At 52.1% G+C, this 14926-nt stretch carries 14 protein-coding genes; 4 read left to right on the top strand and 10 right to left on the bottom strand.

Translation table 11 applies throughout. The features are described 5' to 3' along the window. Positions 1-16: 16 nt before the first annotated feature. Positions 17-301, bottom strand: a complete 285-nt coding sequence (locus J3P34_RS17630; protein WP_210489926.1) for a heavy metal-binding domain-containing protein — start codon at positions 299-301, stop codon at positions 17-19. A 337-nt stretch (positions 302-638) separates the two neighbouring features. Then, positions 639-1028 carry an HYC_CC_PP family protein gene (locus tag J3P34_RS17625; protein ID WP_210489925.1) on the bottom strand — a complete coding sequence of 130 codons (390 nt, stop codon included), beginning with the start codon at positions 1026-1028 and terminating at the stop codon, positions 639-641. A gap of 608 nt (positions 1029-1636) precedes the next feature. On the opposite strand from J3P34_RS17625, the gene J3P34_RS17620 reads away from it, so the two are divergent. The 4 genes from J3P34_RS17620 to J3P34_RS17605 all read left to right on the top strand — a co-directional run bounded on the left by J3P34_RS17620 (position 1637) and on the right by J3P34_RS17605 (position 6850). After that, positions 1637-3403 (top strand): APC family permease, encoded by a 1767-nt coding sequence (locus J3P34_RS17620; protein ID WP_210462807.1) that lies wholly within the window; start codon positions 1637-1639, stop codon positions 3401-3403. Positions 3404-3606: 203 nt separating this feature from the next. Beyond that, positions 3607-5136 carry a PD40 domain-containing protein gene (locus J3P34_RS17615; protein ID WP_210489924.1) on the top strand — a complete coding sequence of 510 codons (1530 nt, stop codon included), beginning with the start codon at positions 3607-3609 and terminating at the stop codon, positions 5134-5136. Positions 5137-5401: 265 nt separating this feature from the next. Beyond that, complete coding sequence (locus J3P34_RS17610) at positions 5402-5608, top strand: hypothetical protein (RefSeq protein WP_210462803.1); 207 nt, start codon at positions 5402-5404, stop codon at positions 5606-5608. 75 nt (positions 5609-5683) lie between these two features. After that, positions 5684-6850: a hypothetical protein gene (locus J3P34_RS17605; protein WP_210489923.1), complete on the top strand. Its 1167-nt coding sequence runs from the start codon at positions 5684-5686 to the stop codon at positions 6848-6850. 585 nt (positions 6851-7435) lie between these two features. Here the strand turns inward: J3P34_RS17605 and coaE are convergent. From coaE to J3P34_RS17565, 8 genes are all read right to left on the bottom strand, one after another. Then, complete coding sequence (gene coaE / locus J3P34_RS17600; protein WP_210489921.1) at positions 7436-8032, bottom strand: dephospho-CoA kinase; 597 nt, start codon at positions 8030-8032, stop codon at positions 7436-7438. Positions 8033-8035: 3 nt separating this feature from the next. Continuing rightward, positions 8036-9016 carry a YbbR-like domain-containing protein gene (locus J3P34_RS17595; protein ID WP_210489920.1) on the bottom strand — a complete coding sequence of 327 codons (981 nt, stop codon included), beginning with the start codon at positions 9014-9016 and terminating at the stop codon, positions 8036-8038. An 8-nt stretch (positions 9017-9024) separates the two neighbouring features. Next, entirely contained in the window at positions 9025-9360 is a 336-nt protein-coding gene (gene yajC, locus J3P34_RS17590; protein WP_210489919.1) for a preprotein translocase subunit YajC, read from the bottom strand. Positions 9361-9375: 15 nt separating this feature from the next. Next, on the bottom strand, positions 9376-9921 hold the full coding sequence (locus J3P34_RS17585) for a DUF1573 domain-containing protein (RefSeq protein WP_210489918.1): 546 nt from the start codon (positions 9919-9921) through the stop codon (positions 9376-9378). Between the two features lie 31 nt (positions 9922-9952). Next, a complete protein-coding gene (locus tag J3P34_RS17580; RefSeq protein WP_210489917.1) occupies positions 9953-10951 on the bottom strand; it encodes an isocitrate/isopropylmalate dehydrogenase family protein in 999 nt (332 codons plus the stop codon). A 10-nt stretch (positions 10952-10961) separates the two neighbouring features. Then, positions 10962-11267 carry a YtxH domain-containing protein gene (locus J3P34_RS17575; protein ID WP_062543282.1) on the bottom strand — a complete coding sequence of 102 codons (306 nt, stop codon included), beginning with the start codon at positions 11265-11267 and terminating at the stop codon, positions 10962-10964. A 131-nt stretch (positions 11268-11398) separates the two neighbouring features. Beyond that, complete coding sequence (gene nusB / locus J3P34_RS17570) at positions 11399-12538, bottom strand: transcription antitermination factor NusB (RefSeq protein ID WP_246853768.1); 1140 nt, start codon at positions 12536-12538, stop codon at positions 11399-11401. Between the two features lie 1177 nt (positions 12539-13715). Continuing rightward, on the bottom strand, positions 13716-14816 hold the full coding sequence (locus J3P34_RS17565; protein ID WP_210489915.1) for a Glu/Leu/Phe/Val dehydrogenase dimerization domain-containing protein: 1101 nt from the start codon (positions 14814-14816) through the stop codon (positions 13716-13718). Positions 14817-14926 lie beyond the last annotated feature (110 nt).

The raw sequence follows: 14926 nt of genomic DNA, 5'->3' as shown, positions 1-14926 counted from the left end.
GGCAGGACATTAAGACTTAGTGTTGATCGCCTTCGTGGTGCTGCTGGGCAGCGGCGGCAGAGTCAAGCTTCTGGCCGGGTTTTACTTCTTCCAGGAACATGCCGCACTTAGGGCATTTGCCTTTCTCCTGACTCACCACCTCGGGGTGCATGGGGCAGGTGTAACTCACGCCCGCTACCTGGGCTTCTGTGGTGGTGGTAGTTCCTTCGGCGGCTTTCTGTTCTGAGCTAGAACCGTTGCAGGCAGTGAAGAGAGTCAGGCCGAAGAAGGCCACCGCGATGTTGATTTTGAGAGATCTCATAAATAGATATGGTTTGGATAAAAGGAAAACTACCAGTCTACCTCCCGGAAACAGTTGTTCCGGCAAGGCTGTTGAAAGACACGCTCCGGCCATAGCAACGCTAGAGCCTGAGAAAAGAAGGACAGGAAAATGAAAGCGTGAATGCTGTAAAATCAGGTTAGGCAAGCAGGCAAGCCCTGGCTTAAGCCCCAGCCGCTCTGGAAGAAAATAGCGTCAGATACCCGCAGCTATGACTTAAAGCCACCCGCACAGGTCATCAAAACAGAACTGATTTTACAGAACAGAAGGCAGCCAAAAACAACAGAATAGCGGCCGCTTCTGAGAAAAGAGAGGAAAACTAGATAAGGAAACTTTGGTGCAGGATACCGATTTCTCGGCCCGAGACAGGCGGCGGCAGGGTTACCCGCGGAAGGGTCTCCAACAGCACCGGCCAAATAGCCTGGGAAAAGCCTGGGTAGCTTACCGGCTTGGCTACGGCCTTTACCACTTGCTGGGCAGAGACGCTGAAGGTACTTGTAGAGGCTACGCTCCGCTGCATCACGCAGGTGGCGTCATTGCAAGGGGCTTGCTTTTCCTTGGCCTTTTTGCTGCAGCAGCAACCAGAGTCCATGGAGAGGCTTAGCGCTACACCATCTTTCTTGCCAGCGCAACGCATAGGATCCACACGGAAGCCGAAGGAGCCCATCAAAAGGGCTACTACCAAGCTGAGGTGAATAAATCTGTGCATTGCCTTCATGTGGCTTGATGTTCAACTGTTTACTGCCTTAACGCGCTCTGTGGACCAGAGTTGTGCAAGACCTGTGTTATTACCTGCAAAAGTAAAGACATCACCGGAACTGCTGTTATACAATTTTATTCGGTTGTTACATAAATCAGACAGCCACCCTCAAAAACCTGATGTTCTTTTGCCATTAAATATAGACAAACAAAGATATTGCTTCTATTCAACCATAGCCCTTCAAAGAGATTTATATCGGCCAAGGCCTGAAAGCTGTTTAGGGGCTGTTTTTCCTGAATCAGGCCTTTTCTGAGGGAAGGTGCTCTGAGCCTACTTTCATCCTCGTCACAGGCCTTGCCGCACCGGGAAAACCCAACTTTCAACCAGTCCTTTAAACGCCCGTATAGCATCCGCTGATCTGTCTGTTTTATAGAGAAACGGGGTGAATCACAATTCAGCAATTTTGATATCTTCGTCTCAGACTTCCCTCGTATAGGGGTTGGGTTGAAGATGTGCTTACCAAACTTTTACCTGTTTAGCTTACAGGGGTGCTGAAAAGCCTCGGTTAGCCAGGGTTCATAAGCTGCCACGTGGCAGACTTATTACAAAAAAGACGGATGAAAAAAGACCTTACAAACTCAATCTCGCCCACGCACGCGCCCAAACTAAAAGAGTTGGCGGCCACTGCCATCTGCGGGAACGATATTACCTCCTCCTGCCTGTATGTATCGGCGCTGGCCATCATCTACTCGGGCCAGTACGCCTGGATTGCACTGCTGCTGGTGGGTGGGGTACTGTATCTGTTCCGGAGCATCTATGGCGAGGTGGTGGGTGCCCTACCCCTCAACGGTGGAGCCTACAACGCACTGCTGAACACTACCAGCAAAAGCACAGCCTCCATGGCAGCCTGTCTTACCCTGCTGTCTTACATGGCCACTGCGGTGATCTCGGCCAGTGAGGCCATGCACTACGTGCACCACCTCTGGGAAGGGCTTCCCATTATCTATGCCACCATTGGCTTGCTGGCCTTTTTCATGGGCCTGACCATTATGGGGATTGGGGAGTCTTCCATAGTGGCTATCATTATCTTCATTACCCACATGTGTACGCTCACCCTGCTGGTGCTGATAGGATTCTACTATCTGTTCAACCATGGGTTTGATACGCTGGCCCTGAACTACAGCCAACCTTTGCAGGGAAGCATCTGGCGGGCCCTTTTCTACGGGTTTGCGGCGGCCATGCTGGGAATCTCCGGCTTTGAGAGCTCGGCCAACTTTGTGGAGGAGCAGGCTCCGGGCGTGTTCGCCAAGACCTTGCGCAACATGTGGCTGGCAGTGACCATCTTCAACCCCCTTACCGCTTTCCTGGCTATCGCCATCATTCCGATGGCCCAGGTAGCCGAACATCAGACCGCTTTGCTTGCTTATTTGGGGGAAATTTCGGGCGGCCATTGGCTCTCCATCCTGGTCTCCATCAACGCGGCCATGGTGTTGAGCGGGGCGGTGCTCACGTCTTATGTGGGCGTGACCGGCCTGGTGCACCGCATGACACTGGACCGCTGCCTGCCCCAGTTCCTGCTCACCACAAACAAAAGAGGCTCGGCGTACCTCATCATGATCAGTTTCTTTTTGCTGTGCGTATCCATTTTGTTGATTACCCGCGGAGACATTGCGGCACTGGCGGGCGTGTACACCATTTCGTTCCTGTCTGTGATGACCTTATTTGGGGTGGGCAATATCCTGCTAAAGATGCGCCGCAACCGCCTGCCGCGGCCGGTACGCGCGCGTGGCGTGGTGGTCTTTGTCGCTATCTTGGCTGTGGTAGCGGCCTTGGTGGGAAATGCCCTGCTAAACCCAGCCTACGTGTGGGTTTTCCTCAAGTATTTCATTCCTACAGTTTCGGTGGTGTTCATCATGCTGTTCCGGATCAGGCTGCTCCGTTTGTTTGCGTACCTGCTGCAGCAGATAGAGAAGCCGCTGGCCAAAATACTTCCCTTCACCTCGTACACCACCATGCGCCTGATCACCACCATCCGGTCACAGGAGTTCGTCTTCTTCACCCGCGGCGATAACATTGCCAACATCAACCAGGTGATGCGCTACATTGTGGAGAACGAGCAAACCAGCCGTATCAAAATTGTGAACGTGCTGAGGGAAGGCGAGGCTCCGCCTAAAAAACTGATGCACGAGGTAGAAGTCCTGGACCGGGCCTACCCCGAGCTGGAGGTTGATTTCATTGTCATCAGAGGGCACTTCGGCCCCGATCTCATTCAGGAACTATCCTCCAAGTGGAAAATCCCGAAAAACTTCATGTTCATTGGCTCGCCCGGTGACCGCTTCGTTTACGGTCTGCAGGAACTGGGCGGCGTGCGCCTGGTGATCTGACAACGATCGGCTGTTTTAAGCCTGTTTACTGAAAACCGCCTAAAAACAAGTAACCTTAGAAAGCCCGGGCTGCCATGGAGCAGTCCGGGCTTTCTGCCTTCTTTCCTGAAAAGGCCCCTAAAACGATTGCTGCGCCTTGATTTTCAGTAAAATACCCTATCTTATTGGGTAAACAGATCATCACTGACCTAACCTGGCCCAATATGAAAAAGAATTCCTGCGGTTTGCTTCTCTTTTGCACGGCTTTGCTTGTCCTCATCAGTCTGCCCGCCTTCTCGCAGCAGAAACCAATTGGGGTGTTTGACGGCAGCAAAGACATTGGCAGCGTGCTCAAACCCGGCTCCGCCACGTACAACCCCAAAACCCAGGAGTACGAAATCGCCGGCTCGGGCTACAACATCTGGTTTGACAAAGACGAGTTCCACTACCTCTACAAGCGCATGTCCGGTGATTTCATCCTCTACACCCGGGCCAGGTTCGTGGGCAAAGGCGTGGACCCGCACCGGAAAGTAGGTTGGATGGTGCGCAAAGACCTGGACGGAAACTCGGCCCACATCAACGCCGTGGTGCACGGCGATGGCCTGACCTCCCTGCAATACCGCAAAGCCAAAGGCGACAGCACCCAGGAAATCAAATCAAGTTTGACCGGCGCCGACGTGATCCAACTGGAGCGCAAAGGCAATACCTTCACCATGCGGGTGGCTAAATTCGGGCAGCCGTTTGTGACCGAGCAGGTGTCTAACCTGGATCTGGGCCAGGATGTGTACGTGGGTTTGTTTGTGGGCTCGCACAACAAAGACGTGCTGGAGAAAGGCATATTCAGGGATGTACGCCTCACCGTACCCGCCCCGGATAACCTGGTGCAGTACCGCCAGTACCTGGGCAGCAACCTGGAGATTCTGGACGTAGCCACCGGCAACCGCGAGATCATCTACACCTCGCCCAAATCACTGCAGGCCCCCAACTGGACCCCCGACGGCAAAACCCTCATCTATAACTCTGATGGCCTCATGTACACCTTTGACCTGGCCACCCGCAAACCCAAACTCCTGAACACCGGCCCGGTCAAAAACAACAACAATGACCATGTGCTGTCTTTCGGGGGCAAGATGCTGGGCCTGAGCAGCGGCGTGGAGGAACTGGGCGGCTCCATCATCTACACCGTTCCGGTCACCGGCGGAAACCCCAAACAGATCACGCCCCGAGGCCCCTCCTACCTGCACGGCTGGTCGCCGGATAACAAGACGCTTACCTTCACCGCCGAGCGCAACGGCGAGTATGATATCTACACCATCCCCGCCACCGGAGGCCCGGAGAAACGCCTGACCACCGCCAAAGGCCTGGATGATGGCTCTGAGTACTCGCCTGACGGCAAATACATCTATTTCAACTCCAACCGCACGGGCACCATGCAGATCTGGCGCATGAAACCCGATGGCACAGCCCAGGAACCCGTTACCAAAGGCGACTTCCATGACTGGTTTCCGCACATATCGCCCGATGGCAAGTGGCTGGTGTTTGTGTCTTTCCTCAAAGAAGAAGTGCAGCCCGGTGACCATCCGTTCTACAAACATGTGTACCTGCGCCTGATGCCTGTAGCCGGTGGAGAGCCTAAGGTCATAGCCTATGTATACGGTGGGCAAGGCACCATCAACACTCCCTCCTGGTCCCCGGATAGTAAGAAAGTCGCCTTCATCAGCAATTCAGATATGGGTTCTGCGGCTGTAAAATGAAATGAGGGTAAAAGTGAAAATACAGGCGCTAAACGGCGTATCTTTTTCACTATTTCTTTTGCCTATCTCCTGCTCAGCCAAAGCAAAAGCCTTCCTGTTTAGGAAGGCTTTTGCTTTTATCTGCCCATAAATCATTTTATTTCAATAAGTTCTATGGCCATACCAAACTAGCGTCTTTTTTTTTCGTTGTATGAAGTAGCCATTGAGGAGGTTTCACACCTTGTAAAACAATGGTTTATAATAACCACCGATTGAAGAAGTCGTTATGGAAGAAGATACCCACATCTTGCTGAGACAAGGTTGGCGCTGGAGCCTGAAACCCGTTTACTTCATGGGTTTCAATATCTCATGGTTGGTGATGGAAGAGGTATTCATCAGTCCATTTGACCATCAGAAATATCCTTTCACTGAGGCCATGCACCTGGCCAGGTTCTACCAGGCTTGGCTGAACTTCCAGAGAAAACTGAGCTGACAAAAGAGAGAACGGCTTTGCATGGTGCTTCTGGGGCAATTGCATACTTTTGCCTTTCTTAGCCCCCTTCTGGATATGCAGTTACTTGAAGTTACCAACGCTTCCACCATCAAAGCCTTCTTAGACCTTCCTTCCTCCATTTATCAAGACCATCCCAACTGGATCCGTCCGCTGGACAAGGACATTGAGCAGGTATTTGATCCTAAACAAAACCCCAACTTCAGGAACGGAACTGCCATCCGGTGGATTCTGCGAAACAGCCAGGGACAAACCATTGGGCGGGTGGCGGCCTTCGTGAACAACAAAACCAAGAACGCTTCTGAGTACGTGACCGGGGGCATGGGCTTTTTTGAGTGCATCAATGACCAGTCGGCCGCCAATATGCTGTTTGATGCCTGCCAGAAATGGTTGGCGGCACAAGGCATGGAAGCCATGGACGGGCCTATCAATTTCGGGGAGCGTGACCGGTGGTGGGGCCTGCTGGTGCAGGGGTTCACGGAGCCAAACTACGGCATGTTCTACCATCCGCCATACTATCAGCAACTATTTGAGGGCTACGGTTTCCAGGTGTATTTCAAGCAGTACACCTACTACATGGATACGCACGCGCGGTTCGGGGAGAAGGTGTACCAACGGGCTGCGGCATTGGACGCCACACCGGGGTACAGTTTCGGGCATCCTTCTAAAAACAACCTGGAAAAACTGGCGCAGGACTTTCTGGAAGTCTACAACAAAGCCTGGGCCGGGCACTCGGGTATCAATGAGATGACGCTGGAGAAAGCCCTGAAGATGGTGAAAAGCATGAAACCCGTGATGGTGGAGCAGATCATCAACTTCGTGTATTTTGAGGAGAAACCCATCGCGTTTTTCATCATGCTGCCCGAGCTGAACCAGATTTTCAAGCACCTGAACGGCAAGTTCAATTTACCCGCCAAACTCAAGTTCCTCTATCACCGCTGGCGCTACAACAAACGCAATGACAAGAAAGTCTTTGGGGTGATTTTTGGCGTAGTGCCTGAGTTCCAGTCAAAGGGCGTTGATTCCTACATGATTGTGCATGCCCAGGGCCCGTTGAACGACTATGGCGCCCGTGAGATTGAGATGAACTGGGTAGGTGATTTCAACCCGAAGATGATGCTGGTGACCCGGGGTCTGGGCGCCCGCATTTACAAAACGCATGTCACGTACCGCAAGATCTTTGATCCTTCCAAGCCTTTCACCCGGTATCCTATTATCAAATAAGTACTTTCTGTTTTGAGTGAGTTTTCTGAAAAGGAGCTGTAAAATGGGATGATTGCTTGGGCTTATTTTTGCAATCGTAGTCTGTTTGTGCTGGCGTGGCGCCGCAGTTTGCGTTAGCTCATAAGCTGGGTTGTTGCATCGCTAGGCTCCGTGCGCTCACGGCCGCGAGGCCCCGCCTTCCAGTCTCGCGCTGCGCCAGCTTCCTTTGCTCCCTAGCGGTCGCAATGCCTTCGGCACCTGAACCTGACAAGGCGCTCCACCGGAAGGCTGGAAAAGGGAATACGCCAACTAAGCGGAGATTCTCCCCTTGAGGGGAGCGAAGAGGGGTGTTTACACCTGCCAGTCTTGGCGCTTGCTCTCCACTTACCATGGTTCAAGTCTGTGACTTGGACCCAAAATGGTCGGCAGTTTGCAACTGCCGTGAGGCGTTAGCCTCAGAACCACTTACTGGGTCAGCTTGCACGCTGCTTCAGGGCCTCTACTCGTCTGAATCATCATAGAAGAAATTCCCTATTGAGAAGGCCGAAGAAGGGAACTTACATTTTCTATTCCTATCCTATTTTCTTAAAACCAGGCCTGAAACGTCTACTTGGCTAATTGCAAAAAGCGCTCGTGCAGTTGAACTACCTGGGGCAGCACCAAGCGAGTGTCATCATTGTAGAGGACAAATTGGGCGCGGCTCACCCTTTCTTCTTCTGAGAGCTGTTTGGCGATGATGGCTTCTACCTCGGTGGCGTTGCGGTGGGTGTCGCGTTGGAGGGTGCGGGCCAGGCGCAGGGATAGTGGCGCTGATACGGTGAGCACGTGGTCTACCTGGGTGTAGGCGTTGGACTCAAACATGAGGGCTGCTTCTTTGAGGATGTAAGGAGCCCGTGCCTGTTGCTCCAACCAGGAGTAGAAATCTTTGCGCACCTGCGGATGCACCAACCCGTTGAGTTTGGCCAACTCGGCAGCATTATGGAAAACCTTCTGGCTGAGGTAAGAGCGGTTCAGGTTTTGCCGGGCGTCAAAGGTTTCGGGCCCGAAGGCAGTGATGAGCTGTTCGCGCAGTTCCGGACCATGGTTCATGACCCACTTGGCGCGGGTGTCAGAATCATAGACCGGCACGCCCAGCAATTGAAAACATCGGCAGACAATGCTTTTGCCCGAGCCAATACCACCGGTGATGCCTATCTTCAGCATGGTTTACTGCGGAGTTAAGGATATTTTCACCTTGCCTGGCATAATGGCTACTTGTCTGGTATTAGGCGATTTCTGCAGCACGGTGGGCACAATGGTGGAATCTTCGGGGTTGAACTTCCTGAAATCAAGGGCTACCTGGAACTGCTCGGGCTGAACCACCTCCCGGTGACGGGGCAGGTAGGAATAGTGGAGGACCAAGGGCCCGTTTACCAGCCGCAGTTGGTGACCCGCAGGGAAATTTTGCAATACAGGCTGTACGGCAATCTCTTTGCGCTCCAATGGCACCACGTTAAAGTGCACCTCGGCCTCGCTCACGTCTGCCTTTACTAGGGAAGTGAAATCATGGGTAACCGGTACCTCGCCTTTATACGGGCCTGTAAGGTTCTGCACCGGCAGGGCCAAAAGGAAAGGATTGGGAAATTGCTTCAGGATCAGTTCCGGCCCGGTGAAGGTCACGGAGTCAGGCAGGATCTTGGCCGGGCCTACAAACGCGTGGCTGGCGGCTACCTGTATTTGAGTGGTGTCAATGGCCAGTGGGAACTTGCGCGAGACCAGGCGGTCAAAGTCAAAGCTGATGGTGTCTGTCACCACGAAGTTAAGGCTCAGGCCATCCAAGACGTTAGCAATAGCCGGTCGAAGGGCTTGTCCGGGTAAACGCTTTAACTGGGGCAATCCACTAATGGTGAGTTGCGCTGGCCTTACGTTGAAGAGCAGGTTTTTGCGGAGCAGTTTCCATCCTTTGCCGGTCACGTTGATCATCACCTCCTCGGGTAATGGTTTCACCGGCACCAGTTGCCTGGGGTTGTATTTGAACAGGATGGGGTAAGAGACCTGGGTGGTATAGCTCTTGTTGAGCGCGTTAAGCAGCCAGAAAGTAGAGGCCGTAAAAAAACAAAGCAACACCACCCTCCAGTACTGTTTCTGCTTGGGCGAGAATGGCCTCAGTAACCAGAGGAGGGCGTGCTTTGTCTTGTTAAATGGCAAGGTGGCTTTTAGGTGTTAGGGGTATCGGCGGTGGTGTTGGCATTCACCCGGCTAGTGGCTTCCACCGCAATCGCTACTTTGTCAAACTTAAGTTTAATGCCTTTGTCTACTTCAATCCAGACGGTGTCATCGTCTATGCTAAGCAAGCGGCCGTGCATACCGCCAATGGTTACTACGTTCATCCCGCGTTTCAGCTCCTCGCGGAATTTCTTCTGGTCCTTGGCTTTTTTCTGCTGCGGGCGCACCATGAAAAAGTAGAACACCAGAATAATCAACCCGATGAACAGGAAGTTGGAATAAAGGTTTGCGCCCCCAGGGGAGGCTTGCAATAATACAGTTAACATAAGGATGTTCTAAAATTACATGCGAACAGGTCCGTCTGCTCCTGCTTGTGGCACTGCGCCGGTGATGTTGGTTTTAATGCTTACCTGGTTGATCTGCGGATCAGTGTTGGCCGTGATGGTGATCTGTTTAGACTGCTGCCCGGTTTTGCCGGTTGGGTCAAATACCACTTTGATCTGACCAGTCTCACCTGGGGCAACTGGCTCATGCGGCCACTCTGGTACGGTACAGCCGCAGGTAGCGGTGGCGTTCTCAATAATCAACGGCGCTTTACCGGTGTTGGTGAAAGTGAAAGTATGCTCTACTTTCTTATCGGCTTTGATGTCCCCGAAGTCAAACTCGGTTTCCTTGAACGTCATGACCGGCTTAGGGGCATTAGGGTTCACCGCCTCCTGGCCCGTTACGTTGGGGTTGGTGGCGGGGTCATTGGCGGCAACGGCAGCGCTGCCTTCAGACGCGTTCTGCTCAGTGGCAGTGGCGGTCTCTTCTGTTGCTTTTTTCTCGCAGCTAGAGGTCCAGAGGCCACCGGCTAGGAGCAACGCGATCACAAATTGCTTTTTCATATTATTTAGCCTGATTTAAGTACAGGACAAGTTACAAATTAGAAATGATATGCTGCGCAAATTCTGAGGTAGAGGCGGTTCCGCCTAAATCACGGGTGCAGCAGCTTTTATCCAGCAGGGTTATTTCCAGGGCATTGTCAATGCGGTCTGCGTGCTCATGCAAGCCCATGTGCTGCAACATCATCAGGCCTGAACGCAACAGAGCAGTTGGGTTGGCCAATCCTTGACCGGCAATGTCAGGGGCAGAACCGTGTACGGCTTCAAAGATGGCCATATCGTCACCTATGTTGGCACCAGACACCACACCTAATCCGCCTACCAAACCAGCACACAGGTCAGAAAGGATATCCCCGAAGAGGTTGGTGGTCACAATCACTTCAAACTGCTCTGGCTTGCTCACCAGCTGCATGCACATGTTGTCAATGATCTTCTCGTCCCACTGCACCTCAGGAAACTCTTTGGACACGTTGGCAGCGGCCTCCAGAATCAACCTTCCGGCCGATTTCAGGATGTTGGCTTTATGCGCTACGGTTACTTTGGGTCGGTTGTGCTTAGCAGCGTACTGGAACGCGGCGCGCACAATTTTGTGGCAGCCTTCCACGGTCACGCGGGCCACGGAGTCAGAAATCCCCAGACGCTCATCGTACATCTCCAGGCCCGAATAAAGGCCCTCGGTGTTCTCTCTGAACAGCACCAGGTCTACGTTGTCAAAGCGGGTTTTCACGCCGGCCGTGGTTTTGGCAGGGCGCACGTTAGAATATAAATCGAATTTCTGGCGCAGCTGCACGTTGATGCTCTTGAACCCTTTGCCCACCGGCGTGGTGATAGGGCCTTTCAAGGCGATTCTGTTACGCTCCAGGGAGTCAATGAGGGATTGCGGGATAAGCTCGCCTTTAGAGTCAAAGGTAGTTTGGCCGGCGTTTTCTTCTTCCCAGGTAATGGGCACTTCTGCGGCTGCAAAGATCGCCTTTACGGCTTCTGTGATCTCAGGACCTATCCCGTCGCCGGGAATAAGGGTAACGGTTGTCATGGTCAGGGGCTTATATTTCCTTTTTACTGTTTATTTCGTTGATGAGGGAGTCCACGTCCAGCAAAAGGCGCTCGGCTTTGTCACGGGCGTCTTTGATCACGCGCTGCCCTTCGGTTTTGGCGGCAGAACCTTGTTCTTCTCTTCCGGCAATCAGGTCATTGGAAAGCTCCAGCAGCCTGGCGCGGTATTTCTCTAATTGAAAACTCAGTTTGTCACGGGTTTCACGGCCTTTTTCCGGCGCAAACAGGATACCTAATACCGCCCCTGTGGCGATACCGGAGGAAAAGGCAAGGATAGCATTGGTTTTTTTGCCCATAGTTTAGGTAGTGTTATAGTAGGTTGTATTTGGGAGCCGCACCGCGTTTAGGGCTTGTTTTAAAAAAAACAGCACCTAAACGCTGCACGCAAAGCTCATTTATATTCCTTACGAACGAAAACCGGCCGAGATTATTTGTTGTCCAGCAATCCTCTGCCTGATTTCCGGATGGCACCGCTGGAAAGCAAATCCTGCGAGAGCTTGTCCAGCACCCCGTTGATGAACTGCTTGCTTTTAGGCGTGCTGTAAACCTTGGAGATGTCAATGTACTCGTTGATAGTCACTTTCACGGGGATGCTCAGGAAAATGTGCATCTCGCAAAGTGCCATTTTAAGGATGATCTTGTCTAGCTGGGCCACGCGCTCCACATCCCAGTTTTGCACGCTCTCAGAGATCATGGCCTCGTACTTCTCGTCGTTCTTCAGGGTCTCATTGTAGAGGTCCTCAAAAAACGCCTTGTCATCTTCCCAGCTGGCAGACAGGTCCAGAAGCGGCAGGTTCTCATCGGTTTTCTCCTCCAGCATCTTGATGGATTTGTTCACCAGGTTTTTCACCACCGATTTGTTCTCAACCCAGTTCAGGTCTTTTTCCTCAAACAGGGTCTGCAGGTTCTCGTCCTTAAAGATAACGTTTTTGAAGATATGTTTGAGCAAATCATGGTCCTGCTCATAGGTAGGCTCCTGAATCTGCAGATAAGCCAGCACTTCCTCATCGGTCTTGAGGTTGTTGCGGTAGATCTTCTGGATGACCTCCATCTCACCGGCCCAGCTCAGGTTTCTCCGGATCACACGCTGCTCCAGGAATTTGTTGGCCAGCAGTTTCTGCAGGGCTTTATTGTCCAGCAGTTTACGCAGGTTCACGTCTTTGCGCTCAGTAAAGCGGGTGGCCGCTTTCTGCTCCTCGCCTTCAATGAGGTTAACCAGTTCCTGGCCCACCAGCAGGGTAAGCAGGTAGCGGTCATAGATTTCCTCTGCGGCGGTGAGCATTTGGTTCCCAAAATATTTAAGGTCTTTGCGCAGGGTGTTCTGGTAGAAGTTGACGGCTGCCTGGGCAGCGTCCAGGATTTCACGGTCTTTTTCCTCGGTGTCAAACTTCTTGGTCTCGTACCATTCTTTGAACAGCAGGCTGGCGATCTGCTTCTGCCCTTCCAGTTTTTTACGGTCCTGGACCTCAATGGCCATCAGGTCGGGGGCAAATCTGTCCGCAATCAAGTCCAGGGCCAACTGGTAGTCAGACCCTTCTGCCTGCACATAGGCGTAAATAGCTTGCATGGCTTTGATTCGGAGTATTCTGCGGTTGAGCATGATAATAAGGAAAGAACGTGGTGAACGTGAAAATTACGGTAAAAGTTGGCTTGAAATGGGCCACCTTGAAGGCTTATACGGCCCGGCCCCCAATTCAGCCGCAAAGGTCCGAACTAACGGGGCAAGAAGCAAACCGGAGTTATTTTAATTTAGTTTCGCCTGTGGCGAGGTTCCTCCATGCTTGCCTTTTGTCACCGCCGTTGTTGGTCTTATTACCCGAAGACGTAACCTGCACCTCTCCATCTGCCGCTTTTGCTTCATTTTCTGGAAAACGCCTGCAAAGCACAAGGTCCCCTTTTGAAGGGGGTAGGGGGATGACTTCTTCTGCAGATCCTTCTTCTCTCTTCTCTGGTTCAAGTTTTCAACTTGGACCTATCATGGTCTGCAGTTTGCAACTGCAGTGAGGCGAAAGCCTCAAACTACTATGGCAAGGGTTTACTTCCGTGACACTCTTTCTTCTGCCTATAATTTCTAATTCTTCCTTGCCAAGCCTCAGAACTGCAGCCGCGGTCTGCGAGCGTTTGTCACTTTTCTCCTTGATGAGAAAAGTAACCAAAAGAATCAAGAAGAAAAGAAACTCGCTGACGCTCAAACAGTCTTTTCTTCAGTAAGGGTACCACCTGGCAAAAGCCTTTTGTTTCATGGTGAACTTACGCCACTGCCAATTGAGTAGCCACTACTTGCGCTCGTCTGAGGTTGGGTTACGCACGCGCCCAACCTCCGCCTCCCTGCCTGGAACTGCGTTGCATCAGAACCGCTGCAATGCCTGCATCGTCCTTCCGGACGGGTGGAATCTTATCTTCTCCAGGCCTAGTTCCTACAATTTTGAAAATGTAGAGACAAGGCATGCCTTGTCTCCAGCGGGTCCTCCGCAATAAACAGTAGCTACCGGAAATAACAGTTTCTACCGCAAAAGGCACCCTCGTGCCCCTATATTTGCCTTGCCTCTCACCTCCAAATGTCACCCGCCGTTGTTGGTGTTATCACCAACAACCAAAACTGCCATTCAGCCAATTTCTTACACATTCCAAAACTCCCTTCCTCGGAGGGGTGGGTTAAAAAGCAGAATGCGTTTCCAAGCCAGTTTTCTCAAACCAGCCCGGAAACGCATTCACTATCTTTAGCTCTCTAGCGAGAGGTGCAATTAGTAGGTCTGCTTGATCTTGGCCATGTCATCTACGCGTTTCTGCGCGATTTCTGTGGCGGCTTTCTGGGTGTGCGTACCGTCTGCCTCGGCTTTGGCGAAGATGTTGAGCGTGGTGTTATAGATCTGTTCGGTCTGCTGCATGGCCCACTCGCGGTTCAGTTTCTTCACCTCTGAGTACACGTTGATGATACCCCCGGCGTTGATCAAAAAGTCTGGGGCGTACACGATGCCCATGTCTACCAGCGCTGGTCCGTGGATGTCTTCGTTTTTGAGCTGGTTGTTCGCGCAGCCGGCAATCACCTGGCACTTCAGGCGAGACAGGGTGTTGTCGTTGATGGTGGCACCCATGGCGCAAGGCGAATAGATATCTACATCTACGTCATAGATTTCGTCCAGACCTACTACGGTGGCACCGGTAGCGGCCGAGATGCGCTTTAAGCGCTCCTGATCAATATCGGTGATGAACAGTTGGGCGTTTTCTTTCACCAGGTAGTCAATGAGGTAACCACCTACGTGACCTGTTCCCTGCACGGATATTTTCTTTCCGGCCAGGCTATCAGAGCCATACGCTTTTTTGGCGGCGGCTTTCATACCCATGTAAGTTCCGTAAGCCGTAACCGGCGAGGGGTCACCGCTACCGCCCTGGGATTCTGGCAAACCAGCCACGTATTTGGTCTCCATGCCAATGTAGGCCATGTCCTGGGTAGTCATGCCCATGTCCTCGGCGGTGATGTACTTGCCGTTCAGGTTGTTCACGAACCGCCCGAACTTGCGCATCATGGCCTCGGTCTTGTCTTTTTTGGAGTCGCCGATGATCACGGCCTTTCCGCCGCCCAGGTTCAGACCTGAGATAGCCGATTTAAACGTCATGCCGCGCGAAAGACGCAGTACATCGCGCAGCGCTTCTGCCTCAGTTGCGTATGTCCACATACGGGTACCACCCAGGGCAGGGCCCAGCACGGTGTTATGCACGCCAATGATGGCTTTTAAGCCGGTGTCATGGTCATGGCAGAACACCACCTGCTCATGGTTGTATTCGCTTATTTGGCTGAAAACCGAGGTTTCCTGCTCAGTAGTTAGATCTTTAACTTCTATCATGATTTGTGTTTACCTTAAATACCAATCATACTTTGTTAGATATTGGGGAAGCTAATCGGTAATTTTGATGCAAAATTAAATTTATATTTTTGAAGACCAAGAAAATCCTA

The sequence above is a fragment of the Rufibacter aurantiacus genome (genome assembly GCF_017916345.1).
In the GTDB taxonomy this organism is placed as follows: domain Bacteria; phylum Bacteroidota; class Bacteroidia; order Cytophagales; family Hymenobacteraceae; genus Nibribacter; species Nibribacter roseolus.
Note: the sequence above shows the minus strand (reverse complement) of the source record. Positions and strands in the feature narration are given on the sequence as shown.

What these genes read in the sequence shown, in the direction of transcription:
- J3P34_RS17630 (WP_210489926.1), bottom strand. Translation starts at nt 301, where the DNA reads ATGAGATCTCTCAAAATCAACATCGCGGTGGCCTTCTTCGGCCTGACT.
- J3P34_RS17625 (WP_210489925.1), bottom strand. Translation starts at nt 1,028, where the DNA reads ATGCACAGATTTATTCACCTCAGCTTGGTAGTAGCCCTTTTGATGGGC.
- J3P34_RS17620 (WP_210462807.1), top strand. Translation starts at nt 1,637, where the DNA reads ATGAAAAAAGACCTTACAAACTCAATCTCGCCCACGCACGCGCCCAAA.
- J3P34_RS17615 (WP_210489924.1), top strand. Translation starts at nt 3,607, where the DNA reads ATGAAAAAGAATTCCTGCGGTTTGCTTCTCTTTTGCACGGCTTTGCTT.
- J3P34_RS17610 (WP_210462803.1), top strand. Translation starts at nt 5,402, where the DNA reads ATGGAAGAAGATACCCACATCTTGCTGAGACAAGGTTGGCGCTGGAGC.
- J3P34_RS17605 (WP_210489923.1), top strand. Translation starts at nt 5,684, where the DNA reads ATGCAGTTACTTGAAGTTACCAACGCTTCCACCATCAAAGCCTTCTTA.
- coaE (WP_210489921.1), bottom strand. Translation starts at nt 8,032, where the DNA reads ATGCTGAAGATAGGCATCACCGGTGGTATTGGCTCGGGCAAAAGCATT.
- yajC (WP_210489919.1), bottom strand. Translation starts at nt 9,360, where the DNA reads ATGTTAACTGTATTATTGCAAGCCTCCCCTGGGGGCGCAAACCTTTAT.
- J3P34_RS17585 (WP_210489918.1), bottom strand. Translation starts at nt 9,921, where the DNA reads ATGAAAAAGCAATTTGTGATCGCGTTGCTCCTAGCCGGTGGCCTCTGG.
- J3P34_RS17580 (WP_210489917.1), bottom strand. Translation starts at nt 10,951, where the DNA reads ATGACAACCGTTACCCTTATTCCCGGCGACGGGATAGGTCCTGAGATC.
- J3P34_RS17575 (WP_062543282.1), bottom strand. Translation starts at nt 11,267, where the DNA reads ATGGGCAAAAAAACCAATGCTATCCTTGCCTTTTCCTCCGGTATCGCC.
- nusB (WP_246853768.1), bottom strand. Translation starts at nt 12,538, where the DNA reads ATGCAAGCTATTTACGCCTATGTGCAGGCAGAAGGGTCTGACTACCAG.
- J3P34_RS17565 (WP_210489915.1), bottom strand. Translation starts at nt 14,816, where the DNA reads ATGATAGAAGTTAAAGATCTAACTACTGAGCAGGAAACCTCGGTTTTC.